Raw genomic sequence first — 26,179 nt, 5'->3', positions numbered from 1 at the left:
AGGAAAGCGTCCCCCTAGAGAGTGGCGCGTTTTGCATCAAGCTTTGCGCGTCATGGTTTGGACGCAAAAGCCGGGAAGCGATGCTTGTGCCACATCCCTATATCGGGACCATGAGCAACATGATCTCCGACGACGAAGCCTGGGCGGCCTTTGACCGCCGTGACCGCGCCTATGACGGGCGGGTGATCGCGGGCGTGCTGACCACGGGCATCTATTGCAAGCCGAGCTGCCCAGCCCGGCATCCGAAGCGCGAGAACGTCGTATTCTATCCAGATGCCGGTAGCGCCCGCGCCGCCGGCTTCCGCGCCTGCCTGCGCTGCAAGCCCGACGAGATCGGGCGCGAGCGGATCGCGGTGGCGGAAGCGGTGGCGCTGCTCGAGGCGGCGGAAGAGCCGGTGACGCTCGACGAACTCGCGGGCCAGGTCGGCTATGCGCCGCACCATTTCCAGCGGCTGTTCAAGCGCGCGACCGGCGTGACGCCCGCCGCCTATGCCCGATCGCTGCGCGCGCGCCGCGCCGAGGCGGCGCTGGCCGCGGAGGACAACGTCACCAGCGCGATCTACGAGGCCGGCTATTCCGCGCCGAGCCGCTTCTACGAGACGAGCAATGCGCGGCTCGGGATGACGCCGAGCGCCTGGCGTAACGGCGGGGCAGGCGTGACGATCCGCTGGACCATCGCCGATACCAGCCTGGGCCCGCTGCTGATCGCGGCGACCGACAAGGGGTTGTGCCGCGTCGCCTTCGACGAGGACAGCCTGAGCCTTGCCACGCGCTTCCCCCGCGCCGAGATCGTGCCGGGAGGCGCCGCGCTCGCCGCGCTGGCCGTGCGCGTGGTGGCCGAAGTCGAGCAGCCCGGGCGCCATGCCGATCTGCCACTCGACGTGCGCGGCACCGCCTTCCAGGAGGCGGTGTGGCAGGCGCTGCGCGCGGTGCCGCCGGGCGAGACGGTGAGCTATGCTCAGCTCGCGGTCGCGGCGGGCAGCCCGGGCGCGGTGCGCGCGGCGGGCACGGCGTGCGGCGCGAACAATGTCGCCGTCGTGATACCCTGCCACCGCGCCCAGCGCAGCGACGGCAGCATGGGCGGCTATGCCTATGGCGTGGACCGCAAGCAGGTGCTGCGGCAGCGCGAGGGCGTGGCGGAATGAGCTACGTCATCACCGGCCTCGACCCCACGCCCTTCCGCCATCTCTACGGTCTCTCCGATGCCGAACTCGCCACGGCGGGTGCGGTGCGGATGATCGCCGACAAGAAGCCCGGCTATCCGTGCCGCGTGACCCTTGAAGACGCCGAGCCGGGTGCGGCGGTGCTGCTGGTCAACCACGAACATCTGCCGGTCGACACGCCCTATCGCGCGCGCCACGCGATCTTCGTCGCCGAGGGCGCAGAGACGCCGGCACGGCATGCGGACGCAATTCCCGAGCAACTGCTCTCGCGGCTGCTGTCGGTCCGGGCGTTCGATGCCGACGACATGATGATCGATGCCGAGGTGCTGGACGGCGCGGGTCTCGAGACCGAGATCGCGCGCATGTTCGACGATCCCCGCACCGCCTATCTTCATGTCCACAATGCGCGCCGCGGGTGTTTCGCAGCACGGGTCGACCGCGGCTAGCCCGCGGGCTTGCAGCTATAGACCAGCCGTTCGTTGAACACCTGCGGCAATGCAGTGCGGATCGTCTGCTGCCTGGAAGCCAGGTCGGCACGCACGGCCTGGTCGGTCGAACAAGCCTTGATCTTCACCTCGCTGCGCAGCTTGCGCGCGTCGGCCATCTGGCTCGCCGGGAGCAGGTAGCGCGTGGTCGAGTAGGTCCGCGTTCCCGGCGCATATTCGAGCACCGAGACGGTCTGCTCGTCATCGGGCACCAGGATGCGCTGCCAGTTCTGCCGTGCGGTCTCGGCATATTGGGTGCGGCCGTTGACGCAGCCATCGGCGTTGATGTCGATGTTCACGTCCTGCGTGCTCGAGACGGTGACGCGCGAACGCGCGGGATCGATCGTGCAGACCATCTTGCCGAGCCCGCTGGGCTGCGCCGCCGGCGGGACGGCGACGCGGGCGGCGCTCTCGATCGCCTTGGGATCGAAGGCGGGCCGGGTGAGGAAGGTGACCAGCGCTGCCAGCACGAGCACCCCGCCGCCGCCCGCCGCCCAGATCATCTCGCGCCGCTGCCCGTTGGTGTGGAAGAAGCCCGCGGCGCCAAGGCTCATTGCGCCCAGCACGAGCAGCAGCGTCGCCGCCGCCATGAAATTCTCGCGCATCGCGAAATTGTCGACCAGCGCCTGGTCGAGCGCGGTCTCGCGCTCGGCGGCCGCTTTCGCGGCTGCCTCCCGCGCGCGCGCCTCGTCCGCCGCGCGCGTGCGCTCGGCCTCGTTGCGGTCCTGCGCCAGCCGGTCGGCGATGCTGGTGCAGGCGACGCCGTTGGCCGGCATGCTCTGCCCGGCCTCACGCAGGAAGGCGGCGACCTCGTCATTGCCGATCGCGAAGCCGAAGCTCGCATCGCCGTCGTCGGCGCGCGTGATCGCCGAATTGACCCCGAGCACGCGGCCGCACGGATCGAGCAACGGCCCGCCCGAATTGCCGCGCGCGATGCCCGCGGTGTGGAGCAGCACGTTGACGCCCTGCAGGTTGCGCCGGCCGGAGAAGACGCCCTGCGAGCGCACCGGGGAGAGCGGGGTGATGAAGTCCGCCGCCGAACGCGCGGTGGCGAGATCGACATTGCCCGGATAGCCGAGCGCGATCATCGCATCGCCTTCGCCCATCGGCCCGTTGTAGAAGGTGAGCGGAGGCAGGCGGATGCCGCCGAACTCGATCAGCGCGAGGTCGCGGTCGCTATCGAGCGCGATCAGCCGGCCCTGGTAGGACTTGTCGCCCTCGGACGGCACCACGCCGATCATCACGTTGCCGGGATAGCGCTCGGCCGCCTCGACGACATGCGCGTTGGTGATCACGCGGTTGGGTGCGACCGCGAAGCCGCTGCCATGGCCGAACCCGACCACCTCGCCCTCGACCACGGCAATGGTGACGACCCGCACCACGCCGCGGCCGGCGGCGGAGATGTCGTCGGCGCGCGCGGGGGCGATCAAGCCGAGCAGCAACGCCAGCGCCGCCAGCAATCGGGTCAACAATGCGGTCACTCTGGCACTCTCCGGCTGCACCTGCCCTCAATCGCGAAAGCCGGGCGCCGGCGCAAGCCGCGTCAGCGGCGACGCGTGTCAGTCGCCGGTCGGTTTTTCGGCCTCGTCCTTGTCCTCTTCGCCCGGCTTCGCCGCGAAGATTTTCTCGACCGGATCGCCCCGGTCGATCGCCGCGATCATCGCGCGCGCATGTGCTGCCGTCCCGCCACCGTGCGGGTGGAAGGCGACCAGCCGCAACGCCTCGCGCGCCTCGTCGCGATCGCCGTTGTTGAGGAACATCGTCGCGGCGTTCATGCGCAGGCCAAGGTCCGACAGCGCGACGTCATAGGCCTTGGCGAGCCCGTCCCGGGCGTTCTTGGTCGGAGTCTCGCCGGCCGCGTAGAAACTCCGGTAGAACAGCATCAGCGGGCGGGGATCCTCCGGGTCGACGCGGTTCACCGCGACGATCGCGCGGCGCACGGCTGGCCAGGGGTCGGCCTTGGGATCGTCGGCCGCGGCGCGCGCGAACTTGGCCATGGCGCGATACATCAGCGCCTCTCCCCGTTTGGGATCGGCGGCGAGCGCGCGGTCGGCGGCCGCTTCGGCGAGCGCATGGTTGCCCGCATCATATTCGGCTTCGGCCAGCGCGACCTGGGCACCAGGGTCGTTGGGATAGGGGGCGGCGGCCTTGCGCGCTTCGATCACGATCTTCTTCGCTTCCTCCTCGGTGACGCCGGCCCGCGACTGGACGCGGACCGCCATCGTCGCGACCTCGCCCGCGGTCAGCTTTCGAAGCTGGACTGGCGCGGTGGCGAGCGCAGCCGGTGCGATGCGCGTGGCAGGAAGCCGCCTGCGGTTGAGATAGGTGTCGAGCGCTTTGCCGAGTTGCTTGAGATCACCCAGCGATTCGGCCGCCTTTTCCAGCGATGCCCCTTCGTTGATCGCCTGCATATAGGTGCCGAGCTGCTTCTGCCGCTCCGGATCGCTCATCAGATAATGGGTCAGCAGCCAGCCGCGGCCATAGATCGCCTCGCGCTGCGCCATGTTGAGCTTGCGGTTTGTGAGCGTAACGAGCTGGTCGACAGGCAGCGGATTGCCGCTCATCAAGCCCCAACCGCGATGCGCGGGCGAGGTGCCGACCAGCGCGCTGCCGTCTTTCTCGAATTTCACGGTCGACCAGAATTCGGCGAACCCCTCGCTGAACCAGATCGGGAACACCGCGGGGAAGGACGTGTACATGAAATGGTGCGCATATTCGTGACGCAACACCGCAGCTCCGGAGAGCTCGTAGGTCTCGGTCTTGCCGGATACGCGTGGGACGAAGGCGACGTTACCGCCAGCGCGGGGGATGTAGAAACCGCGCGTGAACTTGTCGCCGGTGAGCTTGGCGACCGTGGTCGAGCCCGAGAGCACGAACACCGCGACGCGGTTCGCAGGGCCCGTCGCGGCCGGACGCGCCTTGGGGTAGAAGACGCGCATCGCCTTGTCGAACTTTTCGAGCTCGTCGGCGAACCGGCTGATCGCTTCGGGCCGGTCGTCGGCATAGACGACGAAATGTTCCGAACTGGCCTCATACCAGTCGGCACGCGCGGCGGCTGGAGCCAGCAGCGCCAGCGCCGACGCGGTGATCCGCAGTATCATCGTGAAACCCCCTAGTTTCAGTGCGATCGAGCTAAGCCTAGTCGCGGTCCGCTGGCAAGGTCACAGGAAGTTGTAAGGGTCGACATCGACCACCACGCGTACTTTCGCGGGCCATTCGATCCCGCCGAGCCAGTCTCGGATCACATCCTGCACGTCGAGCGCGCGGCGGGCGTGGACGAGCAGGCGGAAGCGGTGGCGGCCCCGTAGCATGGCGAGTGGCGCCGGCGCTGGGCCGAACACCTGCATCGCCTCCACGCGCGGCGCGGCGCGGCCGATCAGCCGGGCGGTCTCGAGCACGGCGTCCTTGTCCTCGCTCGACACGATGATCGCGGCATAGCGGCCGAAGGGCGGGGCGCCCGCCTCGCGCCGGGCCTCGGTCTCGGCGGCGTAGAAGCTCTCGGCGTCGCCGCTGACCAGCGCGCGCATCACCGGCGCCTTGGGGCTGTGCGTCTGGATCAGCACGGTGCCGGGTTTCTCGCCCCGTCCCGCGCGTCCGGCGACCTGACAGATCTGCTGGAAGCTGCGCTCGGCCGCGCGCAGGTCGCCGCCCTCGAGGCCTAGATCAGCATCGACCACGCCGACCAGGGTCAGGTTGGGGAAGTGATAGCCCTTGGTGACGAGCTGGGTGCCGACGACGATGTCGATGTCGCCCGCCTCCATGCGGCCCACGAACTCGGCGGCCTTGGCGGGCGACCAGATCGTGTCCGAGGTGACGATCGCGGTCTTGGCGTCGGGAAACAGCGCGGCGACCTCGTCGGCGATGCGCTCGACCCCGGGGCCGCACGCGACCAGGCTGTCCTCGCTGTCGCATTCGGGGCAGGCGCGGGGAGTCGGGATGACGTGCCCGCAATGATGGCAGGCGAGCCGGTTTATCAGCCGGTGCTCGACCATCCACGCGGTGCAATTGGGGCATTGGAAACGGTGGCCGCAGGTGCGGCACAGGGTCAGCGGGGCATAGCCGCGGCGGTTGAGGAACAGCAGCACCTGCTCCTGCCGCGCCAGCGTCTCGTCGATCGCGTTGACCAGCCGCGGCGCGAGCCAGCGCCCGCGCGGCGGCTGCTCGGCGAGCAGGTCGATCGCCTCGATTGCGGGCATCTCGGCGGCGCCGTAGCGGCCGGGCAGCTTGACCTCCTCGTAACGGCCGAGCGCGACTTGCTGGCGCGTCTCGATCGCCGGGGTGGCGCTGGCGAGGATCACCGGACAGCGCTCGAAATGGCCGCGCATCACCGCGACGTCGCGCGCGTGATAGTGAACGCCCTCCTCCTGCTTGAAGCTGGTCTCGTGCGCCTCGTCGACCACGATCACGCCGAGATTGGGATAGGGCAGGAACAGCGAGGAGCGCGCGCCGACCGTCACCATCGCCTCGCCGCTGGCGATCGCGCGCCATGCGCGGCGGCGCTGCGACTGGCGCAGGCCGGAGTGCCACGCCACCGGCTCGACCCCGAAGCGCGCATGGAAGCGCTTGAGGAAGGGTTCGGTCAGCGCGATCTCGGGCAGCAGCACGAGGCTCTGCCTGCCCGCCGCGATCGCCGCGGCGACGGCCTCGAAATAGACTTCGGTCTTGCCCGAGCCGGTGACCCCGTCGAGCAGGAAGGGCTGGAACGCCTGCTCGCCGATCGCCCGGCGCAGGATCGCCGCAGCCTCGGCCTGCTCGGGCGACAGGTCGGGCGGCGCGAAACCGGGATCGGGGCGCGGATAGGGCGTGTCGAGATCGACCGCAACTCCCTCGATCGCGCCGACCTTGACCAGCCCGCGGATCACGCCTTCGGAAACGTCGGCGATCGTCGCGAGCTCGCGGATCAGCCCCTGGCGATCGCCGATCCGTTCCAGCGCCTGCTCGCGCTGCGCCGTCATCCGCTCGGGCAGCTCGCCGCTCGCGCGATATTCGACGATCGTCTTGCCGCCCTCCAGCGCCGAGGTCGAGCTCAGCGCCATGCGCAGCACCGAAGCGAGCGGCGCGAGATAATAGTCCGCGGTCCACTCGATCAGCCGGCGCAGCGGCGCGGGGATCGGTGGCGCGTCGGCCACGCCCATCAGGTTGCGCAACCGGTTGTCGCCAACCTCTTCGGTCTGCAGCCGCTCCGCCTCCCACACCACGCCGACCAGCTGGCGCGGGCCGAGGGGCGCGACGACGATCGAGCCCGGCTCGACCGTCATGCCGTGCGGCACGCGATAGTCGAGAGGGCCGAGCGCGGAATTGAGGACGATGACGCGGGCGCGGGACATTGGCCCTCCATATCGGCATTCCGGTCGCGGCTGGAAAGCGCTATCGAACGCCGCGAGGAGTTCCCGCCGATGCTGCTCGCTGCCCTGTTGCTGCTCCAGACCGCCCCTGCCGCGCCGCAATGCACCGCCATAGATACCGGCCTCGCCGCCAATCTGTCCGGCTGGACGGCGCCCGGGGGCGAGTTGGGCGTGAACAAGGCGGCGAGGCTGCAGGCCGGCGAGGTTTCCAAATTCCGCGACGTGCCCGCGGGCGCCAAGCCCGGCGGCGCGGTGATGATCGGGTTCAAGGTCGAGACCGCCGGGCGCTACGGCATCGCGCTCGACCAGCGCGGATGGATCGATGTCGTGCCGGGCGCGTCGGGCGGGGAGGCGCTCAAGTCGGTGGCGCACGGCCATGGCCCGGCCTGCTCGACGATCCGCAAGATCGTGCGCTTCGATCTGCAGCCGGGTCTCTATCGCCTCTATCTCACGGGCCTCGACCTGCCGGACGCGAAGGTCATGCTCGTCGCGGACGACTAGAGGCTGAGGCCGACGCTCATCGCCAGCGCGTGGTCCATCACGTCGCGGTCGCCGCCGCGGCCGAAGCGGTACTGGTTGAGATAGCCCGCCTCGATCGCGAGCAGCTTGCTCGCCTTCCAGTTCACTCCGACGAAGTTGCGCATGCGGTCGTAGCCACGTTCCTCGCCCCAGTCCGTGTCGTTGAGCGGGATCAGGCTCTCATGGCTGCCGACCAGGCTGAACGCGCTGTCGCCAAGCGGCAGCGTCGCCTTGATCTGCGGACGCAGGCGATAGCCGGTGTCGTCGCCGTCCGGACGCCAGCGGCTCTCCAGCCGCATCCGGCCGGAAAGCTTCACCGCGCCCGCCGCACCGGACAGGCCGACCTGCACGCGCAGCCGATCCTCGGTCCGCGTCACCGTGCCGCGCGAATAGTTGATGTTGCGGACATAGCCGCCGCCGATCGTCACGCCCTTTGCCACCTGATGCGCGACCAGCGTGTTGATCTCGATCTCGTAGAGGCCGCCGGGGTCGTTGCCGAAGCGCGAGACGGTATCGAACTCGAACTTGGTCCCCTCGCCCAGCGGCACGCTGACCGCGCCGGTCAGCCACAGTTCCTGATCCTCCTCCTGGGCGAGCGCCGTGGCGGGCAGGAGCAAGGCGAAAAGGCAGAACGGAAGGCGCGACATCGATTCATCCAGGCTAGGCGTCAGCCGCATTCAGGTGATAGAGGCGGCGCGAACCGCGCGCGACTAGCACGTTGTCATCCAACTGTCACACAACCGAAAAGGCTGCCGCCATGAAGTTCTTCGCCGACACCGCCGACACCAATGACATCCGCGAGCTGGCGGAAGCGGGCCTGCTCGACGGTGTTACCACCAACCCGTCGCTGATCCACAAGGCCGGGCGGGATTTCCTGGAGGTGGTCGCGGAAATCTGCCGGATCGTCGAAGGCCCGGTCTCGGCCGAGGTCGTCGCGCTCGATCACGCCGGCATGATGCGCGAGGCCGAGGTGGTGCGGAAGATCGCCGACAATGTCGCGGTCAAGGTGCCGCTGACGATCGACGGGCTCAAGACCTGCAAGGCGCTGACCGACGACGGCACGATGGTCAATGTGACGCTGTGCTTCTCGGCCAACCAGGCGCTGCTCGCGGCCAAGGCCGGCGCGACCTTCGTTTCGCCCTTCGTCGGACGGCACGACGATGTCGGCTTCGACGGGATGCAGCTGATCAGCGACATCCGCCTGATCTACGACAATTACGACTTCGCGACCGAGATCCTGGTCGCATCGGTGCGTCACCCGATCCACATCCTGGAAGCGGCCAAGCTCGGCGCCGACGTGATGACCGCGCCGCCCGCGGTGATCCGCCAGCTGGTCAAGCACCCGCTGACCGACAAGGGGATCGAGGGCTTCCTCGCCGACTGGGCGAAGACCGGCCAGTCGATCGGCTGATCCGCAAAAAAAGCCATCCCGACCGTAGCCGGGATGGCCTATCCTGCGGGCCATAGGGGTCAGCCCGCGGTGGAGGGGTTCTCGAACACCTCTTCGATCACCAGCTCGAACAGGTCGGCGATCTTGAAGGCGAGCGGCAGCGAGGGATCGTAGCGGCCAGTCTCGATCGCATTGACGCTCTGGCGCGAGACCTGGAGCCGCTCGGCCAGGTCCTGCTGGCTCCAGCCGCGCTCGGCGCGGAGCACGCGGAGGCGATTCTTCATGCCGCATCCCCCGCGCGGCGATAGTCGCGGATCGCCATCAAGCACTGGGTGATGCTCCAGAAAACGCACCAGGCAGGGAAGGCCCAGAGCAGGTCGACGCTGCCGATCAGGTTACGTTGCTGGAGGAATCCGAGCGCGGTCGAAAGCGTGAGCAGAATACCGATGCTGATCAGCATCGCGACCGCCTGCCGTTTGCGCACATATTCGTCGGTTTCCTCGATCAGATACAGGCCGACGACGATCAGCGAGGCCGCGATCGCGATCGTGGGCAGGATCGACAGCGCGACAAGCCCGATCGGGGACGGGTCGAGGCTCCTCGCCACCCAGGTCGCGCCGGTGATCAGCACGCCATAGACGAGCGTCGCGCCGATGAAGCGCCACAGGAACCGCACCGAGGCGGGAGAGATTTCCATGTCAAGCTTCCTTTCTAACTAGACAAGGAAGCTTTACGTCAATGACGCTTTGCATGTCAAGTGTGCTTTACGTCGCTCGCAGCTGCTCGATCATCTCCGCAGCCAGCAGGCTCAGCGTGTCGTCGCGCGCGCCCATGATGACGATGCGGTCGCCGGGCTGAGCGATCGCGACGAGATGCGCGGCGGCGGCGGCGCGGTCGGGGATGTGGCGGGCGTCGCGGCCCGAGGCGGCGATGTCGGCGACGATGTCCGCGCTGGTCACCTCGCGGTTGACGGTGCCGCCCTGGTAGACCGGGTCGGGGAGGACAAGCTGGTCGCCGGGGGCGAGCTTGTTCACGAACATCGCGACCAACTCGCGGCGCATCACCTTGAGCGGGCCGTAGCCGTGCGGCTGGAACAGCGCGAGGATCCGGCCGGGAAAGACGTGGAGCGTGTCGAGCGTGGCGGCGATCTTGTCGGGATTGTGCCCGAAATCGTCGATCACCGCGACGCCGTTCGCCTCGCCGACCAGCTCGAAGCGGCGGCGCAGGCCGGTGAAGCCCTCGATCGCTCGGGCCGCGTCGGCGAGCGGGATGCCCGCCGCGACCGCCGCCCCGATCGCGGCGAGCGCGTTGGCGACATTGTGCCGTCCGGGCACCGCGAGCCGAACGGGCAGGGTGGCATCGCGTGTCACCAGTTCGAAGCCGATCGCGAATGGCTCGGGCCTCAGGTTGCGGGCCGCGAGATCCGCGTCTCCCTCGACCGCGAACGTCACGGTGCGGCCACGGTCGAGCGCCATCGCCAGCGCCGCGCTCTCGGCATCGCCGACATTGACGATCGTGGTGCGCGCCTTGGCCGCGAACTCGCCGAACAGCATGCGCAGCTCCTCGAGCGACTTGTGGTCGAGGCTGACATTGTTGAGCACCGCAACGTGCGGCGAATAGAGCGCGATCGAGCCGTCGCTCTCGTCGACCTCGCTGACGTAGAAATCGTCGCTGCCCACCAGCGCGCTGGCGAAGGGTGCGTCGGGGCGGACGAAATTCTTCATCACCGCGCCGTTCATCACCGTGGGATCGCGGCCCAGCGAATGCAGGATCCAGGCGATCATGCCGGTGACGGTCGACTTGCCGCTGGTCCCGGCGACGCCGATCGAGGTGCCGGCGGCGTTGAACAGCGCCGCGTTGAGCTCGGCCCGGGTCATGCGCGGACAGCCGAGCGCGGTCGCCTGCACCATGTCGGGCACCGTCTCCTCGACCGCGGCGGACGCGATCACCGTCTGGTCGGGCGAGACGATGCCGCTACCGTCCTGCGGGAACAGATCGATGCCGAGCGCGCGGAGCGCGTCGAACTTGGCGGGGAGGCGGCCGGAATCGAGGCTGCGGTCCGAGCCGGCGACTTTCGCGCCTTGACCGGCCAGGATCATCGCCAGCGGCATCATGCCGCTGCCACCGATCCCTACGAAAAAACAGGATTTGCCGTGTTGCATCGCCCCGCGCTATCGGCGCTTGTGCTCGGTTCAGCAAGGCTGAACCGGTTGCGGTACCGGCCCGCTCCCCCACCCGGCCACCCATAGGATACTGGTGTTGGGTGGCCGGGTGGGGGAGCGGGCCGGTACCGCACAACGAAAGGGCAAGGCATGCGGATCGGCGTCGTCGCACCGGCACGGACAGTCAGCGCGGAATCGGCGGCGCGGATGCAGGCGTTCATGGCGCTGACCTATCCCGGGCACGAGATCGTCTACCACCCGCAATGCTTCGTCACCGAAGGCCATTTCGCCGGACCGGACGAATTGCGCGCCGCGGCGTTCCTGGAATTCGCCAATGATCCCGCCTTCGACGCGATCTGGTTCGCGCGCGGCGGCTACGGATCGAACCGCATCCTCGACATGGCGATGCCGCAGCTCGGGCCCGCCGCGCGCAACAAGACCTATATCGGCTATTCGGACATGGGGTTCATGCTCGGCGCGCTCTATGCCCGCCGCATCGGCCGCCAGGCGCACGGTTCGATGGCGAGCAGCATGGGGCGCGAGGACAAGGGCATCGATGCCGGCTGGGTGCTCGGCTGGCTGATCGACGGCGACCGCCGCGGGCTCGAGCCGACGCTCGACGGCCGCCCCGCCGCCGCATTCAACCTCGCGATCCTCACCGCGATGATCGGCACGCCGTGGCTGCCCGACCTCACCGATCACGTCCTCCATATCGAGGAAGTGAGCGAGGCGATGTACCGGATCGACCGGATGCTGTTCCAGATGGCGCACGCGACCCAGCTCAAGGGGCTGGCCGGCGTACGGCTCGGCACGGTCACCGACGTTCCGGACAACGACGTGCCGTTCGGCGAGAATCTGGAGCAGATGATGATCCGCTGGTGCCGCGAGATGGGGGTACCTTATCTCGGCCGATCGGGGATCGGGCACATCGCGCTCAACCATGTGGTGCCGTTCGGGGTGGCCTGAAGCGAATCATCCTCCCCGCCGCGGCGGGGCAAGCGCATGCGACATTGGGCCCGGAGGGGCAGGGGAAGCGATCGAGGCGTCCGCGGCCGAAACTTTACACTAGCTTTACACTATCGCGAGCGCCCGCGGCGTTGACGAAGTTGACGGATTCGCACGGCGGGTGATCGACGGTTCAAAGAGCGGCCGGGACATGGGCCCGCCAGCCGAAGTGCAGCAGGCGAATTCCAACATTGCAAGGGGAAGAAGCGAGCTTCCAATTCTTTCCCCGGGGCAGGGGAAGGATTGGATATCGACCGTCCTACAGCCCGATCAGCCCCGCCGCCTGCAGCTCGGCCTGCGCCCGCCGATAGATTTTCGGTTCGGCGATCCCGAGCCGCCTGCGCGCCGCGTCGAGCGGCTCGTACATCAGCGCCTCATAGTCCTCGGCGGAGAGCCAGGACGCGCGCTTGCCGTGGCGGCGCCCTTCGAGCACGGCCTTGGCGAAGGTGGACCTGCCGGTGACCTTCAGGCTCTTGAGCGCGGCGCCGGCGGCGATGAACGCCCAGCCGAGCCCGCCGGTCTGCGAATAGGAGAAGGCGACGAGGCACGCCTCGCCCAGCGGCTCGTCGGCCTGATAGCCGGTGAGGATATGCCAGATGTCGTGGATGTCGCGCTCGCGCCGCCCGAACCAGGCGTGCGGATGCTCGACCCCGCGCTCGATCTCGGCATCGGCGTAGCTGACGTCCGCCAGGCCCTGCGCCGAATAGCCGGTGCGGTCGAGGAACGCGCGATAGGCGGCGCCGACGCTGCCCTCGGGCAGCGAATCGATCCAGGCGCGGTCTGAGAAGCGCTGCGACAGCTCGATTCGCTGATAGGCGAGGCGGCCGCCCTCCTTCGAGGTGAGCAGGCGGCGATAATTCTTCTGCACCGTGTCGCCGTTGAGCGCGCGCATGATGCGGAACACCTGCACCGTATCGTCGGCATTGCCGAGCAGGCGCACCAGCGCGCGCAATGCCGTGCCCCATTCGCGCTTGCGCGGCCGGCCCCAGTCGATCGCCGGAGAAAGGGGCGCCTGGGCCACGGTCGGTTGCTGTTGCGCTTGCGTCGCCATCACTCGCCTGCCTTTACTGACAAGCGTGTCAATAAGCGATTATCGCGCGCGGTTCAAGAGGGGCGTCAGACCCGCATCGGCATCAGGACGTACAGCGCGGGCGACTTGTCGTTCTCGCGGATCAGCGTCGGCGCGGCAGCGTCGGCGAGATGCACTTCGACGAGATCGCCCTCGACCTGCCCGAGGATGTCCATCAGGTAGCGCGAGTTGAAGCCGATCTCGAACGGCTGGGCGGCATAGTCGCCCGGCACGTCCTCGGCCGCGGTGCCGTTGTCGGGGCTGGTGACCGACAAGGTGATGCGGTCGCGGTCGAGCGCCATCTTGACCGCGCGGGTCTTCTCGGTGGCGATGGTCGAGACGCGGTCGACGCCCTCCATGAAGCTCTTGGGATCGATCTTGAGGATCTTGTCGTTCCCGGTCGGGATCACGCGGCTATAGTCGGGGAAGGTGCCGTCGATCAGCTTCGAGGTGAGGATCGCGGCGCCGAGGTCGAAGCGGATCTTCGAGCCCGACAGCGACACGCCGACCGAGCCGTCGACCTCGTCGAGCAGCTTGCGCAGCTCGGCCACGCACTTCCGCGGCACGATCACGTCGGGCATCGATTCGGCGCCGTCCGGGCGCGCGACGGTGACGCGGGCGAGACGGTGGCCGTCGGTCGCCGCGGCCTTCAGCGTGTCGTCGGCGACGTGCAGGAAGATGCCATTGAGGTAGTAGCGAGTCTCTTCGGTCGAGATCGCAAAGCGGGTCTTGTCGATGATCTGCTTGAGCGTCTCGGCGGCGAGCTCGAACACGGTCGGCAGCTCACCCTCGGCGATCACCGGGAAATCGTCGCGCGGCAGCGTACCGAGCTCGAACTTGGCGCGGCCGGCGTTGATCTTGATCTTGCCCTCGGCGGCGGACAGCTCGACCTGCGAGCCCTCGGGCAGCTTGCGCGCGATGTCGAACAGCGTGTGCGCGGGGACCGTGGTGGCGCCGGCCTGGTCGACCGCGGCGGGCACGGTCTCGTCGATCTGCAGGTCGAGGTCGGTGGCCATCAGCCGCAGCGAGCCTTCGGCCGACGCCTCGATCAGCACGTTGGAGAGGATCGGAATCGTGTTGCGCCGCTCCACCACCGACTGGACGTGGCTGAGGCCCCTCAACAGCGTTGCGCGTTCGATCGTCGCTTTCATGTGTATTCAAACCCCCGGCCGGGCGGCCTCAAGAACTGTCGCCTGTCAGACGGCGCACGGATTGCCGTCGGAAGTTCGAGATATCCTTAACGTGAAAAAGGGCCGGAGCAAGCCGCCCCGGCCCTTTCGGTCGCATCATTTGTGGACGACGCGGTCCGGTTTTCCGCCTCAGAAGCGGATGCCGACGCCCGCGACGACCTGATGACGGTCGATATCGATGTCGTAACCGTCGATCGAGCCGTAGTTCGAGTAGCGATACTCGCCCTTCAGATACATGTTGTTCGAGAGCTTGAACTCGGCGCCGGCGCCGAGGCGATAGCCTTCCATGTCCTCGCTGATCTCGGTGGTGGTGGTCGGCGTCTCGTAGACGGTGTCGATCCGCGCATTGGTGTAGCCGCCCTTGGCGTAGATCAGCGTGGTCGGCGTGATCGCCGCGCCGATGCGCCCGCCGAGATAGATGTCGCGGCCCATGTCGACGCGCAGGCGGTCGCCGGCGGTGAGCAGGTTGTCGGCGCGCGTGTCGACGCTCGACCCGGTCAGCTCGGCCTCGGCGCCGATCACCGCGCCGCCCAGCTGGACGTCATAGCCGATCGCGCCGCCATAGGTGACGCCGTCGCTCGAGCCGGCATCGCTGTCGGTGCCGTCGCTCATCGTGTCGTAGCCGACCACGCCTTCGGCGCGGAGACCGGTGAAGGGCGCGACCTCATCCTGCGCGAACGCCGGGCTGGCGAGCGCGCTCGCGGCCAGTGCGGCAAGAACCAGTTTACGCATAAATACTCCTGTACTGATACACACCCGCTTGGGCGGGGACCGGCTCAATGCGCCAGATCATGCTGCGTTGCATGAACCTCAGCTAAACGCGGAAAACCGTTGCTTTTCCGCCACAGCGCGCCCTAGATTCGGGCTCGACGACGCGGCCGCAGCATCGGCCGGGCGAGGGATGGGGCGGCGCCATGGCACGAAAGGGACGCGACTTCATCGCCCGGCACGGCGAGACCGTATTCAATGCCGCGCGGCGCTTGCAGGGCGACCATCCGCACACGCCGCTGACCCGCGCCGGCTTCGTTCAGGCGGAGGAGATGGGACGGGCGCTGCGCGACCATCTCGGCGCGAAGCCGGAGCTGACGCTGTGGGCCTCGAACACCGGGCGCGCGCTGCAGACGTTGGCGGTGATCGCCGAGCATCTCGAGCTCGACTGGCACGGCGCGCGGCAGGATCCGCGGCTGACCGAGATCGGCATGGGCGTGTGGGGCGGGCGCTATTATGCCGACGTCATCGCCGAAGGCGGCGACGTGATCGCGCCGGACGGGCTGGTGCGGCCGCCGCCCGGCGGCGAGCGCTATCAGCAGATCGCCGAGCGCGTGTCCGGCTGGCTCGCCGATACCGACGACGATCCCGGCGACCGGCTGGTGATCATGCACGGCATCTCGAGCCGCGTGCTGCGCGGGTTGATGACCGGCGGCGACGCGCATCCCGAGTTCGAGACGCCGGTCGCGGCAGGATTGCCGCAAGGTTCGGTGGTGATGATCGCCGAGGGCGTGGAGAATGTGCTCCATATCGGCGCGGGGCAAGCACCGGCATGATCGCGGCGCTGATGCTGCTGGCCGCGATCCAGGGCGAGGGCCGCGAATCGCTCGGGGTGTTCGACAGCTGGGGCGCGTTCCGCGATGCCGCGCCGCTGCGCTGCTATGCGATCAGCCAGCCGCCGCAGGGCAACCGCGGGGGCGCCTTCGCCAGCATCGCCAACTGGCCGCAAGCGGGCGCGCGCAACCAGCTGCACATCCGCCTCAGCCGTCCGCGCGATCCGCGAGCCAAGGTGACGCTGGCGGTGGGTGAGCGCCGTTTCGAGCTGATCGCGGGGCCGAGCGACGCCTGGGCACCCGATCCCGGTACCGATGCCGCGATCGTCGCGGCGATGCGCTCCAGCCGGAGCATGAGCGTCGAAAGCCTGGCGAGAGGCGGCGGCGCCTTTGCGGATGTCTATGCCCTGAAGGGCGCAGCCACCGCGATCGACGCCGCCGCCATGGGCTGCGCGCGGCGTTAGGCCGGGCCGCGCAACCCAGGGGGGCCGGGTGTTACTGAGTCGGGGACGGCGCCGGCGACGCCTGCTGCTCGGCGACGATTGCCGCCTGCACCTTCTGCTGCAGCGCGCTGTCCGCCTGCGAGGCCTGGGCGATCTGGTTGAAACGCGTCGGCTCAAGGCCGCTGGTGGTCACCGCCTCCGCCATCTTCTTCTGCTTGTCGGCAGCGGCGATCGCGGTGTCCTTGCTGATCTTGTCGGCGGCGAGCGCGGCCTTGGCGAACTTCTTGACCTCGTCGTCGGTCACCGGGGCCGGGGCCGCCGGGGTCGCGGGCGCCGCTTCCTGCGGAGCCGGGGCGGGTGCGGCAGTGTCCTGCGCAAGCGCCGGGGTGGCGATCAAGGTGGCGCCGGCCAGCAGCGCGGCATGACGGAAATTGATCATTCGAAAACTCCAAACTCGGGAAAGAATTAGGTTCCCCCGCACACAAGGCTTCCAGCCGCGCCGCCGGCCCGCAACCGCGCAGCGACGCGCCGTGGCAGGCGCGGGACGGGCCGGGGAGTGGAATTGCCCCGCATTTTCGCCTATATGCGCGCGATGCAGACAGCTTCGGCGCCCCTCATGCCCATCCCCGGGCACATCGATCCCGTGCCCGTCCCGCGCGAATTGAAGCCGCGCGCCGATGGGCGAATCGACTTGCTCGGCCTGTCGAAGCACGACCTGCGCATGGCGCTCGAGACCTCCCAGCTCGAGCCGAAGCAGGCCAAGCTGCGTGCCAAGCAACTGTGGCACTGGATCTACAATCGCGGCGTCACCGACTTCAGCCTGATGACCGACATCTCCAAGGCGATGCAGCCCTGGCTGGCGCAGCGATTCGTCATCTCGCGTCCGGAGGTCGTGGAGGCGCAGGTCTCGACGGACGGCACGCGCAAGTGGCTGCTCCGCTCGGACGACGGCCAGGATTACGAGATGGTGTTCATCCCCGACGCCGACCGGGGAACGCTGTGCGTGTCGAGCCAGGTCGGCTGCACGCTCAACTGCCGCTTCTGCCATACCGGCACGATGCGCCTGGTGCGGAACCTCGAGCCCGGCGAGATCGTCGGCCAGGTGATGCTGGCGCGCGATGCGCTCGGCGAATGGCCGAGCCAGCCCGAGGGGCGCATGCTCACCAACATCGTGATGATGGGCATGGGCGAGCCGCTCTACAATTTCGACAATGTCCGCGACGCGCTCAGGATCGTGATGGACGGCGACGGGCTCGCGCTGAGCAAGCGCCGCATCACCCTGTCGACCAGCGGGGTGGTGCCGATGATGGAGCGCGCGGGCGAGGAGATCGGCGTCAACCTCGCGGTGTCGCTGCACGCGGTGACCAAGGAGATCCGCGACGAGATCGTGCCCTTGAACCGCAAGTTCGGGATCGAGGAACTGCTCCAGGCCTGCGCCGACTATCCCGGCGCCAACAACGCGCGGCGCATCACGTTCGAATATGTGATGCTCAAGGACAAGAACGACAGCGACGCCGACGCGCACGAGCTGGTCCGGCTGATCAGGAAGTACAAGCTGCCGGCCAAGGTCAACCTGATCCCGTTCAATCCCTGGCCCGGCGCACCCTATGAATGCTCGACGCCCGAGCGGATCGCGCGGTTCAGCGAGATCATCTTCGAATCGGGCTATTCGGCGCCGGTGCGCACCCCGCGCGGCCGCGACATCGACGCGGCGTGCGGCCAGCTCAAGACCGCGGCGGAGAAGAAGAGCCGCGCCGAGCTCGACCGGCTGGCCGAAGAGAAGCAGGCGGCGCTGAGCTAACCGGACGTCCTGGTGAAGACGAGCCAGGTCCATCGGACCCCGTTCGCCCGGCTCAGAGGGTGAACCGCGGCTGCTTCCGCCTGACGGATGAGACTGAAGTCCGCCGCGCAAGCCAGGTCGATCGCCTCCTCGGGTGGTGCGGGATAGCTGTGGGAACCGAGCGTGCCCGGCTCATGGCGTAGCGACAGGATGAGCGTGCCGCCCGGCGCCGTCATCCTCGCCAGGTTCGGCATCGCGCGCGTGCGGTCGGATGTGTCGAGGTGGTGCCAGACAGCACACAGCAGCACGAGATCGAACGGACCGCGTCGCGCCGCCTCGCCAAGCTCGGGAAGCTGGTCGTCCAGCCATTCGGTCGCGTCGCCGTGCAGCGCGGTGCCGGCTTCGCGGAAGGCGCGGACGGGTTCGATCGCGAGAACGCGGTGTCCCCGCCGTGCGAGCCATGCGGCATCCCGCCCGGTGCCCGCGCCGATGTCGGCGATCCGGGCGGGCGCGTCCGGAAAAAGGTCGAGCACGGAAGCGTAAATCTGTTCGGGGGGAAGCGCGTCATAACCCGCGATCAGCTCAGGGGTCGCGTTCGCGGCATAGTCTGTGATCGCGTTGTCCATCCGACCCACCACCATCAAGCCAGCCGATATTGAGCGCGCCCGGGTTTCTGGCATAGGGCGTTTCGATGAACTGGCCCGACCTTCTGCTCGCCGCCTTCGCAGGGATCGTCGGCGGTGCGATGAACGGGCTGGCCGGCGGGGGGTCCTTCTTCACCTTGCCGGTGCTGATCGCGCTCGGCCTGCCCGCGAACATCGCCAACGCGACCTCGAACGTCGCGCTGCTGCCCGGCGCGGCGGCGAGCGCGTGGGGGTTCCGCGACGAGCTCGGGCCGGTCGCCGGGCTGTCGGTGCTGCTGCTCGGGACGATCACCTTCGTCGCGGGGCTCGCGGGCAGCCTGTTGCTGGTGCTGACCCCGAGCGACACGTTCGACATCGTCATTCCCTGGCTGCTGCTGTTCGCCTTTGTGGTGATGGTGTTCGGCAAGCGCGCCGCCGACTGGCTGCACGCGCGCGTCACGATCGGGCGGCCGACGCTGATCGGCGCGCAGTCGCTGCTCGGCATCTATGGCGGCTATTTCGGGGGCGGTGTGGGGCTGATGACCACCGCGGTCTATGGCCTGCTCGCCAATATCCAGCCGCGCGAGCTGTTCGCGATTCGCACGCTGATGCTGGCAGTGGCGAACCTCGCCGCGGCGGTCGTATTCATCGCCTTCGCGATGGTGTGGTGGTGGGCGTGCCTGCCGATGCTCGCGGGCTCGATCCTCGGCGGCTGGGCGGGCGCCGCGATCGGCAAAAGGCTGTCGGCGCGTGCGGTGCGGGTGTGGACCCTGCTGGTCACCGCCGCGACGACGGTGATCTTCTTCGCGCGGGCGTACGCCTAGGCGGCTGACCGGCATTCGCGCCGGCGGGGGAAGGAGGCTTCCCACCAGTCGCCGATCGCGTCGATCATCGGCATCAGCTCGGCGCCGGGCGCGCTGAGGCAATATTCGACCTTGAGCGGAAACCCTTCATAAGCGGTGCGCGCGACCAGTCCCGCGTCCTCGAGCTTGCGCAGCTCGAGCGTCAGGATGCGGTGCGAGATGGTGGGGTTGTCGCGCTGCAGCTCGCTGAACCGCTTGGGTCCATCCTTGAGATAATAAAGCAGCAAGGTCGCCCAGCGTCCGCTCAGCACGCGCATCGCATCCTCGATCGGGCAGCTTGATACGAGGTCCTGCATTTTCCGGCTCCGCTCCAGGAGTGACATTTTTGTGCGTAATTTACTTGGGCGCGGGGCTCCCTAAATGCCAGTCACGCCGCGCGGTGATCCCCAAAGATCACGGAGAATATCATGGAACCGACCCTGCTTTACGGCTTCCCGCTGGGGAGCTCGATGGGGCTTGTCGCCGCGCTCGAATGGCTCGGCCAGCCTTACCGCCTGTCGCGCGTCGACATGCTGAGCGAGATGAAATCGCCGGAATATCTGCGCCTCAATCCGCGCGGCGAGACGCCGGTGCTGCTCACCGGGGACGGCCGCGTGCTGACCGAGACGATGGCGATCGCGCTGTGGATCGAGGCGCGCGACCGCGATCGCCGCGTCAGCTTCGATCCCGGCACGCCGCAGGCTGACCGGCTCCACCAGCTGATCGGCTTCATCAACACCGGCTTCACCGCGGCCTTCACCCCCTATTGGATCGCGCTGGAGCAGGAGGATGCCGATCCGGACTACAAGGCGGCGCTGCGGCGCCTCGGCCATGGCGCGGTCAACGAGCGGCATGCGCGGATGGAGGAGCTGATCGGCGATTCGCCCTATCTGCTCGGCGACCGGCCGACGCTGGCCGACGGCGTGTTCATCGGCGTGGCGCGCTGGGGCGCGTTCCATCAGGCGGTGCGGACCGGCGACTATCCCAAGACCCAGGCGCTGATCGCGCGGCTGATGGCCGATCCCGCGGTCGCCTTCGCCCAGGCACGCGAGGACGGCGAGACCCCGCCAGGCAACGGCGCGCTGCTCGGCGAGGTGCCGCTTGCCGAGCTGCTCAACGTCCACGCCTGACCGATTTGCCGCTGGCGCCCGGCCCGCGCCGGCGGCATAAAGGGGCGTGGCCAGCGAACCGACCGTCTATCGCCACCGGCTGGCGACCCGGCTCTGGCACTGGGCGACCGCGGTCAGCGTGATCGTGCTGCTGGGCAGCGGCCTGATGATCCTCAACGCGCACGGCCAGCTCTACTGGGGCGAATATGGCGCGAACTACGACCAGCCCTGGTTTCGCGTCGGCTGGGTATTCGAGGGTGGGCGCACACCCGGCTGGCTGACGATTCCCTCGACCTACAATCTCGCGCTGGCGCGGCGCTGGCACTTCTTCTTCGCGCTGGTACTGGCATTCGCGCTGCTCGCCTTCATGGTCGTCAGCCTGCTCAACCGGCACTTCCAGCGCGACTTGCGCATCCGCGCGAAGGAGCTGGCGCCCGCGCATCTCGCCGCCGATGCGCGCGCGCATGCCGAGTTGCGCTTCCATGATCCGGAAAACCCGCGCGCCTACAACATCTTCCAGAAGCTCTCCTATGTCGGCGTGATCTTCGTGCTGCTGCCGCTGGTGATCTTCACCGGGCTCGCCATGTCGCCGGGAATGAACGCGGCATGGCCGTGGCTGCTCGACATCTTCGGCGGACGGCAGAGCGCGCGCTCGATCCACTTCATCGTCGCGATGCTGCTGGCGGGATTCATCGTCGTCCATCTCGCCTTGGTGATCCTCGCCGGCGCGTGGAACGAAGTGCGCTCGATGCTCACCGGCAAATGGCGGGTGCCGCAATGAGCCTGATCACGCGCCGCTCGTTGCTCGCCGCAGGCGCCGGCGGACTGGTCGCCGGCTGCGACGCGATCGGCAAGAGCGAGGCGGGCCGCGACCTCCTGTTCAAGGCCGAGGCGGTGAACCGCAGCCTGCAGCGCGCGATCACCGACCGCGACGCGCTCGCGCGCCAGTTCACCGAGGCGGAGATGTCGCCGCGCTTCCGCGCCAACGGCACGGTCTTCCCGGCGGACGAGACGTACCGCGCGCTGATGCGCGGCAATTTCGCCGAATGGCGGCTGATCGTGGACGGGTTGGTGGCGCGGCCGCTCAAGCTCTCGCTCGCCGATCTGCGCGCGCTGCCGCAACGCGTGCAGATCACGCGCCACGACTGCGTCGAAGGGTGGAGCGCGATCGGCAAGTGGCACGGGCCGAAGCTCTCGACATTGCTCGATCTCGCGGGCCTTCGGGACACCGCGCGCTACCTCGTCTTCCATTGCGCCGACACGCTCGGCGGGCGGCCCTATTACGAATCGGTCGACCTGATCGACGCCTTCCACCCCCAGACGATCCTTGCCTGGGCGATGAACAACCGCACGCTCCCGGTCCAGCACGGCGCGCCGCTGCGGCTGCGAGTCGAGCGCCAGCTCGGCTACAAGCACGCCAAATACATCATGCGGATCGAGGCGGTGGCCGCGCTCGACGGCATCCATGGCGGCAAGGGCGGGCTGTGGGAGGATCTCGCCGATTACGAATGGTATGCGGGGATATAGGTTTCCGCACTTGCGAAGGCCTCGTTCGTTCCCTAGCAACCCGGCATGGCGCTGATCGACCATTTCTTCACCCGAGCGGTGAAGCGCGGCGAGCTGACGGTGATTCATGCGGACGGAACGGCGCGCAGCTTCGGCACGCCCGATCCGGAAATCGCACCAGTCACCATACGGTTCACCAACCCCGCCGCGACGCGGCGAATCCTCACCGATCCCGCGCTCGGCGCCGCCGAGACCTTCATGGACGGGTCGATGGTGATCGAGCGGGGCGACATCCTCGCGCTGCTTCATCTCTTCACCGCGAACAATCGCTGGGAGCAGGGCGACCGGGCGCTCAACGCCTCGACGCTCAAGCGCGGGTTCGACGCGGTCCGCTTCCGCATCGACCGGATCAACATGGCGCGCCGCTCCAAGCGCAACGTCGCGCATCATTACGACCTGTCGGGCAAGCTCTACGACCTGTTCCTCGATGCGGACCGCCAATATTCGATGGCGTACTTCACCGATCCGGCGAACAGCCTGGAGCAGGCGCAGCTCGACAAGAAGGCGCACATCGCGGCCAAGCTCGCGCTCTCGCCGGGCATGAAGGTGCTCGACATCGGCTGCGGCTGGGGCGGGATGGCGCTCTACCTGCACGAAAAGACCGGTGCCGAGGTGCTCGGCGTGACGCTGTCCGAGGAGCAGCTCAAGGTCGCGCGCGAGCGGGCCGAGAAGGCCGGGGTCGCCGACAGGGTGAAGTTCGAGCTGATCGACTATCGCCACGTGACAGGCAGGTTCGATCGAATCGTCTCGGTCGGCATGTTCGAGCATGTCGGCACGGCGCATTACCGCACCTTCTTCCGCAAGTGCCGCGAGCTGCTGACCGAGGATGGGGTGATGCTGCTCCACACGATCGGCCGCGCCGGCGGGCCGGGCGTGACCGACGCGTTCACTGCCAAGTACATCTTCCCCGGCGGCTATATCCCGGCGCTGTCCGAGATATTGCGCGGGCATGAGGGGCTGCGATTCTTCCTCACCGATGTCGAGGTGCTGCGCCTCCACTATGGCTGGACGCTCCAGCACTGGTACGACCGCGCGGTCGCGTCGAAGGATCAGATCGTCGCGCTCTACGACGAGCGCTTCTTCCGCATGTGGACCTATTATCTCGCCGGATCGCTGGTCAGCTTCCGCAACGGCGGGCTGGTCAACTATCAGCTGCAATATGCCCGCTCGCGCGACGCGCTGCCGGTGACGCGGGACTATATGGCGGAGGCGGAGAAGGGGTTGCGTTGAGGCGCACTCGCTCGGAGCTAACCCGTTATGCGGAAACGCAGGAACGAGGCCGACGGTATCGCCCTGCCATCAGCCGATCGAGCGATCTCATATCGTCCGCGCGCGCTGACAAGATCGCAGGTCTTTCGATCGTGAAATGACGAGCCGCTCGATTTGATCACGGTGCAACCAACGACCTTACCGGTAGTATCGACATCGATCCGGACGCCAACCTCCAGATTCGTTCCCGCCGCCTCGTTCGGAAAGTCGCGTGGAGTCACCCAATCGACGGGCGGAATCGGTTTGGCACGAACCGGTATCTTCCGTTTAGCTGTGGATTCGGTCTGCTGTGGACGCGATATGGGCTGTTCTGCATCCTGCGCCAGGGCCGATGGCACGGCGACAAATGCAACGGCAATGCTGAACCAGGACATTGCGCAACGATACTCGAAACCCGCCGACAATCTAGCAGGTCGTCCGAACTCACTTTATCCCGAGCTGCTCGATGTCTGCACCCGCGTAGCGCGTCAGTTCCTCGCGCGTGATCTTGCCGTCCTTGTCGGTGTCGACCGCGGCGAACCAGGCGTCGGCCTTGGCGAAGGCGGGCTGGCGCGAGTCGATCGACGGGCGCGGGTCGCCCGCCTTCTTGGCTCGTTGCGCGGCGGCGAAGGTGGCATTGGCGCTCGCCTCGAAATCGAAGCGGGCGCGAACCTCGTCGCGCTCGATTACGCCATCCTCGTTGAGGTCGAGATCGGCGAAGCGCTCGGCGACACGGCGTTCGGCTTCGGCCTTGGGGAGCGGACCAGGCGCCACGCTGAGCGGTGCGGCCTGGGCGGCGGCGAGGAGAAAGAGAATCGACATGCGCGGCGCCATAGCACGCCCGGCCTGACTCGCGCTTGAACCGTCACGCCGGGTATTTTTCGTCCATATAGGCGAGCGCGTCGCGAACCATTTGCTCGAGCACCGCGAGGTCCACATCGGCCAGCTTGTTGATGTAGAGACACGATTTGCCGGTCTTGTGCTTGCCGAGCTTCGCCAGCCGTTCATCCTCTCCTGCGGCGCCGGTCAGGACATAGAGCACGAGCTGCGCCTTGCGCGGCGAGAAGCCGAGGCGGCACATCATGCCCTCGTGACCGCTGTCATATTTATAACGGTAGCTGCCGAAGCCGATGATCGAGGGACCCCACATCCTGGGCGGCTCGCCTGAGATGCGTTCCATCATGGCGCAGACCGTCTTCGCGTCCTCGCGCCGTGCCGGATTCTCGACCGCCTCGATGAATTCGGCGGGGCTGATCGCGGTCGGCTTGGTCTTGATCTCGGCCATCGGACGGCTCCGCTGGATTTCGCGCGAGCATATGCGCATGGGGGCGGCATGCAAGCGTCGCAGCCCCTCCTTCTCACCCGCCGGTCGATCTTCGCCCAGGCGTGGCCGATCATGCTGGGGCAGACGACGGTACCGCTGGTCGGACTGGTCGATACCGCGGTGATCGGCTGGACCGGCGATGTGGCCGCGCTTGCCGGCGTGGCGCTGGGCGTCGCGATCATCAACTTCATTTTCTGGGCATTCGGCTTCCTGCGCATGGGCATGACCGGGATGACCGCGCAGGCGCATGGCCGCGGCGACACGGCGGAGGTCAATGCATTGCTCGCGCGGGGCGTCGCGGTGGGCCTTGCGATCGGCGCGGCGCTGGTCGCGCTTCAGCTGCTGATCGTGCCCCTCGCGCTCGCCGCACTGGCCGGCGGGGGCAGCCTCGACGCGGCGGCGCGCGAGTTCGTCACCGCGCGTTTCCTAGGCGCGCCCGCAGCGCTCGGCTTCTATGCGATCAACGGCTGGCTCTATGGCCTGGGCCGGACGCGCGACACGCTGCTGCTGCAAATCGCGATGAACACGGTCAACATCGCGCTCGACATGCTGTTCGTGTGGCATTTCGGGATGGGCGCGCGCGGGGTGGGACTGGGCACCGCGCTTGCCGAATGGGTGGCGCTCGCGCTCGGCGTGGCGATGGTGCTGCGCGCCGCCGGGCCGGGCGCGGTGCTGAGCCAGCGCGCCGGCTTCTTCGACAAGGCGGCGTGGAAGCGCCTGTTCGCGGTCAATGGCGACATCATGATCCGCACCGTCGCGCTGCTGGCGATGTTCCTGTGGCTGGCGAACGCCGGGGCGCGGCTGGGGACGGTGCAGCTCGCCGCCAACCATGTGCTGCTGCAGCTCGTCAGCATCTTCGCCTTCGTGCTCGACGGCTTCGCCTTCACCGCCGAATCGCGCGTGGGGATCGCCGTGGGAGCCGGGTCGAAGGCGGACTTGAAGCGCGCGATCCGGCTGACCGGCGAGTTCTCGCTCGGCTTCGGACTGATCGCGACGCTGGTCGCGGCGGCGTTCGGCTGGCTGCTGGTCGATCTGCTGACCAGCAATGTGGAGGTGCGCGCGGCGGCCTATGCGATGCTGCCGCTCGCCGCGCTGACCGCGACGCTGGGCGTGCCTGCGTGGCTGCTCGACGGCGTGTTCATCGGTGCGACTCAGGGACGGGCACTGCGCAACGCCGCGATCCTCGCGACGCTGCTCTATGTCGGGACCGACCTGCTGCTGCGCCCGCTCGGCGCGGCGGGTGTGTGGCTCGCGCTCCTCGCCAGCTATTTCTACCGCGCAATGTCACTTGGCGCGTATCTGCCGCGTCTGTTCGCCGGTGTTGCGGAACCGCCCCCGCGGCCCTAGAGGCCACGCGACTTTTCCCTCTGGAGCG

At 68.0% G+C, this 26,179-nt stretch carries 30 protein-coding genes; 14 read left to right on the top strand and 16 right to left on the bottom strand.

The window, feature by feature from the left end; translation table 11 throughout:
• Window positions 1-110: 110 nt before the first annotated feature.
• Both ada and ACO227_RS01655 read left to right on the top strand, forming a co-directional pair.
• Window positions 111-1,145 carry a bifunctional DNA-binding transcriptional regulator/O6-methylguanine-DNA methyltransferase Ada gene (gene ada / locus ACO227_RS01660; RefSeq protein ID WP_423604752.1) on the top strand — a complete coding sequence of 345 codons (1,035 nt, stop codon included), beginning with the start codon at window positions 111-113 and terminating at the stop codon, window positions 1,143-1,145.
• On the top strand, window positions 1,142-1,609 hold the full coding sequence (locus ACO227_RS01655) for a DUF1203 domain-containing protein (protein WP_423604750.1): 468 nt from the start codon (window positions 1,142-1,144) through the stop codon (window positions 1,607-1,609). The genes ada and ACO227_RS01655 overlap by 4 nt, the downstream gene beginning before the upstream one ends.
• Here ACO227_RS01655 and ACO227_RS01650 read toward each other — a convergent pair.
• From ACO227_RS01650 to ACO227_RS01640, 3 genes are all read right to left on the bottom strand, one after another.
• Window positions 1,606-3,129, bottom strand: coding sequence for a trypsin-like peptidase domain-containing protein (locus ACO227_RS01650; RefSeq protein WP_423604748.1), 1,524 nt, complete (start codon window positions 3,127-3,129; stop codon window positions 1,606-1,608). The two genes, ACO227_RS01655 and ACO227_RS01650, sit on opposite strands and share 4 nt — an antisense overlap.
• 78 nt (window positions 3,130-3,207) lie before the next feature.
• Window positions 3,208-4,749, bottom strand: a complete 1,542-nt coding sequence (locus ACO227_RS01645; protein WP_423604746.1) for a hypothetical protein — start codon at window positions 4,747-4,749, stop codon at window positions 3,208-3,210.
• Between the two features lie 60 nt (window positions 4,750-4,809).
• A complete protein-coding gene (locus ACO227_RS01640) occupies window positions 4,810-6,975 on the bottom strand; it encodes a primosomal protein N' (protein WP_423604744.1) in 2,166 nt (721 codons plus the stop codon).
• A gap of 69 nt (window positions 6,976-7,044) precedes the next feature.
• Here ACO227_RS01640 and ACO227_RS01635 point away from each other — a divergent pair, with 69 nt between their 5' ends.
• Window positions 7,045-7,494, top strand: a complete 450-nt coding sequence (locus ACO227_RS01635; RefSeq protein ID WP_423604743.1) for a hypothetical protein — start codon at window positions 7,045-7,047, stop codon at window positions 7,492-7,494.
• Here the strand turns inward: ACO227_RS01635 and ACO227_RS01630 are convergent.
• Window positions 7,491-8,159, bottom strand: coding sequence for a DUF2490 domain-containing protein (locus ACO227_RS01630; RefSeq protein ID WP_423604741.1), 669 nt, complete (start codon window positions 8,157-8,159; stop codon window positions 7,491-7,493). The two genes, ACO227_RS01635 and ACO227_RS01630, sit on opposite strands and share 4 nt — an antisense overlap.
• Window positions 8,160-8,269: 110 nt before the next feature.
• On the opposite strand from ACO227_RS01630, the gene fsa reads away from it, so the two are divergent.
• On the top strand, window positions 8,270-8,923 hold the full coding sequence (fsa, locus tag ACO227_RS01625) for a fructose-6-phosphate aldolase (RefSeq protein ID WP_423604739.1): 654 nt from the start codon (window positions 8,270-8,272) through the stop codon (window positions 8,921-8,923).
• Window positions 8,924-8,982: 59 nt separating this feature from the next.
• Here the strand turns inward: fsa and ACO227_RS01620 are convergent, their stop codons facing one another.
• The 3 genes from ACO227_RS01620 to ACO227_RS01610 form a co-directional block, all read right to left on the bottom strand.
• Window positions 8,983-9,186 (bottom strand): helix-turn-helix transcriptional regulator, encoded by a 204-nt coding sequence (locus ACO227_RS01620; RefSeq protein WP_423604737.1) that lies wholly within the window; start codon window positions 9,184-9,186, stop codon window positions 8,983-8,985.
• Entirely contained in the window at window positions 9,183-9,599 is a 417-nt protein-coding gene (locus ACO227_RS01615) for a hypothetical protein (RefSeq protein WP_423604736.1), read from the bottom strand. Before ACO227_RS01615 ends, ACO227_RS01620 begins: the two co-directional genes overlap by 4 nt.
• Before the next feature lie 67 nt (window positions 9,600-9,666).
• Window positions 9,667-11,064 (bottom strand): glutamate ligase domain-containing protein, encoded by a 1,398-nt coding sequence (locus ACO227_RS01610; protein ID WP_423604734.1) that lies wholly within the window; start codon window positions 11,062-11,064, stop codon window positions 9,667-9,669.
• Window positions 11,065-11,214: 150 nt separating this feature from the next.
• On the opposite strand from ACO227_RS01610, the gene ACO227_RS01605 reads away from it, so the two are divergent.
• Window positions 11,215-12,030, top strand: coding sequence for an LD-carboxypeptidase (locus ACO227_RS01605; RefSeq protein ID WP_423604733.1), 816 nt, complete (start codon window positions 11,215-11,217; stop codon window positions 12,028-12,030).
• A gap of 298 nt (window positions 12,031-12,328) precedes the next feature.
• Here the strand turns inward: ACO227_RS01605 and ACO227_RS01600 are convergent, their stop codons facing one another.
• From ACO227_RS01600 to ACO227_RS01590, 3 genes are all read right to left on the bottom strand, one after another.
• Window positions 12,329-13,120, bottom strand: a complete 792-nt coding sequence (locus tag ACO227_RS01600) for a Coq4 family protein (protein ID WP_423604731.1) — start codon at window positions 13,118-13,120, stop codon at window positions 12,329-12,331.
• Window positions 13,121-13,185: 65 nt separating this feature from the next.
• Entirely contained in the window at window positions 13,186-14,289 is a 1,104-nt protein-coding gene (dnaN, locus tag ACO227_RS01595; RefSeq protein WP_423604729.1) for a DNA polymerase III subunit beta, read from the bottom strand.
• A gap of 168 nt (window positions 14,290-14,457) precedes the next feature.
• Window positions 14,458-15,060, bottom strand: coding sequence for an outer membrane protein (locus tag ACO227_RS01590; RefSeq protein WP_423604727.1), 603 nt, complete (start codon window positions 15,058-15,060; stop codon window positions 14,458-14,460).
• A gap of 182 nt (window positions 15,061-15,242) precedes the next feature.
• Here ACO227_RS01590 and ACO227_RS01585 point away from each other — a divergent pair, with 182 nt between their 5' ends.
• On the top strand, window positions 15,243-15,872 hold the full coding sequence (locus tag ACO227_RS01585) for a histidine phosphatase family protein (RefSeq protein ID WP_423604725.1): 630 nt from the start codon (window positions 15,243-15,245) through the stop codon (window positions 15,870-15,872).
• Window positions 15,869-16,333: a hypothetical protein gene (locus ACO227_RS01580; RefSeq protein WP_423604723.1), complete on the top strand. Its 465-nt coding sequence runs from the start codon at window positions 15,869-15,871 to the stop codon at window positions 16,331-16,333. Before ACO227_RS01585 ends, ACO227_RS01580 begins: the two co-directional genes overlap by 4 nt.
• Before the next feature lie 31 nt (window positions 16,334-16,364).
• Here ACO227_RS01580 and ACO227_RS01575 read toward each other — a convergent pair whose 3' ends face one another.
• A complete protein-coding gene (locus ACO227_RS01575; RefSeq protein WP_423604721.1) occupies window positions 16,365-16,751 on the bottom strand; it encodes a DUF4168 domain-containing protein in 387 nt (128 codons plus the stop codon).
• 153 nt (window positions 16,752-16,904) lie between these two features.
• Between ACO227_RS01575 and rlmN the strand changes: the two genes are divergently transcribed.
• Window positions 16,905-18,113 (top strand): 23S rRNA (adenine(2503)-C(2))-methyltransferase RlmN, encoded by a 1,209-nt coding sequence (rlmN, locus tag ACO227_RS01570; RefSeq protein WP_423607427.1) that lies wholly within the window; start codon window positions 16,905-16,907, stop codon window positions 18,111-18,113.
• Here rlmN and ACO227_RS01565 read toward each other — a convergent pair.
• Window positions 18,110-18,718: a class I SAM-dependent methyltransferase gene (locus ACO227_RS01565; RefSeq protein WP_423604720.1), complete on the bottom strand. Its 609-nt coding sequence runs from the start codon at window positions 18,716-18,718 to the stop codon at window positions 18,110-18,112. The genes rlmN and ACO227_RS01565 overlap by 4 nt on opposite strands.
• A 65-nt stretch (window positions 18,719-18,783) precedes the next feature.
• Between ACO227_RS01565 and ACO227_RS01560 the strand changes: the two genes are divergently transcribed.
• Window positions 18,784-19,539, top strand: coding sequence for a sulfite exporter TauE/SafE family protein (locus ACO227_RS01560; RefSeq protein ID WP_423604719.1), 756 nt, complete (start codon window positions 18,784-18,786; stop codon window positions 19,537-19,539).
• Here ACO227_RS01560 and ACO227_RS01555 read toward each other — a convergent pair.
• Window positions 19,536-19,874, bottom strand: coding sequence for a winged helix-turn-helix transcriptional regulator (locus ACO227_RS01555; RefSeq protein ID WP_423604718.1), 339 nt, complete (start codon window positions 19,872-19,874; stop codon window positions 19,536-19,538). The genes ACO227_RS01560 and ACO227_RS01555 overlap by 4 nt on opposite strands.
• Window positions 19,875-19,985: 111 nt before the next feature.
• Here ACO227_RS01555 and ACO227_RS01550 point away from each other — a divergent pair, with 111 nt between their 5' ends.
• The 4 genes from ACO227_RS01550 to ACO227_RS01535 are packed head-to-tail and all read left to right on the top strand — an operon-like array spanning window position 19,986 to window position 23,462.
• Entirely contained in the window at window positions 19,986-20,687 is a 702-nt protein-coding gene (locus ACO227_RS01550) for a glutathione S-transferase family protein (RefSeq protein ID WP_423604717.1), read from the top strand.
• 46 nt (window positions 20,688-20,733) lie between these two features.
• On the top strand, window positions 20,734-21,447 hold the full coding sequence (locus ACO227_RS01545) for a cytochrome b/b6 domain-containing protein (RefSeq protein ID WP_423604715.1): 714 nt from the start codon (window positions 20,734-20,736) through the stop codon (window positions 21,445-21,447).
• Entirely contained in the window at window positions 21,444-22,193 is a 750-nt protein-coding gene (locus ACO227_RS01540; RefSeq protein WP_423604713.1) for a molybdopterin-dependent oxidoreductase, read from the top strand. The genes ACO227_RS01545 and ACO227_RS01540 overlap by 4 nt, the downstream gene beginning before the upstream one ends.
• Before the next feature lie 45 nt (window positions 22,194-22,238).
• A complete protein-coding gene (locus tag ACO227_RS01535; RefSeq protein WP_423604711.1) occupies window positions 22,239-23,462 on the top strand; it encodes a class I SAM-dependent methyltransferase in 1,224 nt (407 codons plus the stop codon).
• 17 nt (window positions 23,463-23,479) lie between these two features.
• On the opposite strand, the gene ACO227_RS01530 is transcribed toward ACO227_RS01535, so the two are convergent.
• Genes ACO227_RS01530 through ACO227_RS01520 form a run of 3 tightly spaced genes read right to left on the bottom strand, consistent with a single transcriptional unit; the run spans window position 23,480 to window position 24,765 of the window.
• Entirely contained in the window at window positions 23,480-23,875 is a 396-nt protein-coding gene (locus tag ACO227_RS01530; protein ID WP_423604709.1) for an energy transducer TonB, read from the bottom strand.
• A 49-nt stretch (window positions 23,876-23,924) separates the two neighbouring features.
• A complete protein-coding gene (locus ACO227_RS01525; protein WP_423604707.1) occupies window positions 23,925-24,302 on the bottom strand; it encodes an EF-hand domain-containing protein in 378 nt (125 codons plus the stop codon).
• 43 nt (window positions 24,303-24,345) lie between these two features.
• Window positions 24,346-24,765 carry a DUF1801 domain-containing protein gene (locus ACO227_RS01520; RefSeq protein WP_423604706.1) on the bottom strand — a complete coding sequence of 140 codons (420 nt, stop codon included), beginning with the start codon at window positions 24,763-24,765 and terminating at the stop codon, window positions 24,346-24,348.
• 48 nt (window positions 24,766-24,813) lie between these two features.
• On the opposite strand from ACO227_RS01520, the gene ACO227_RS01515 reads away from it, so the two are divergent.
• A complete protein-coding gene (locus ACO227_RS01515; protein WP_423604705.1) occupies window positions 24,814-26,151 on the top strand; it encodes an MATE family efflux transporter in 1,338 nt (445 codons plus the stop codon).
• Window positions 26,152-26,179 lie beyond the last annotated feature (28 nt).

This window comes from Sphingomonas sp. MS122 (genome assembly GCF_049532975.1).
Classification (GTDB): Bacteria; Pseudomonadota; Alphaproteobacteria; order Sphingomonadales; family Sphingomonadaceae; genus Sphingomonas.
The sequence above is the reverse complement of the archived record's forward strand: the minus strand, read 5'-3'. Positions and strand labels throughout refer to the sequence as shown.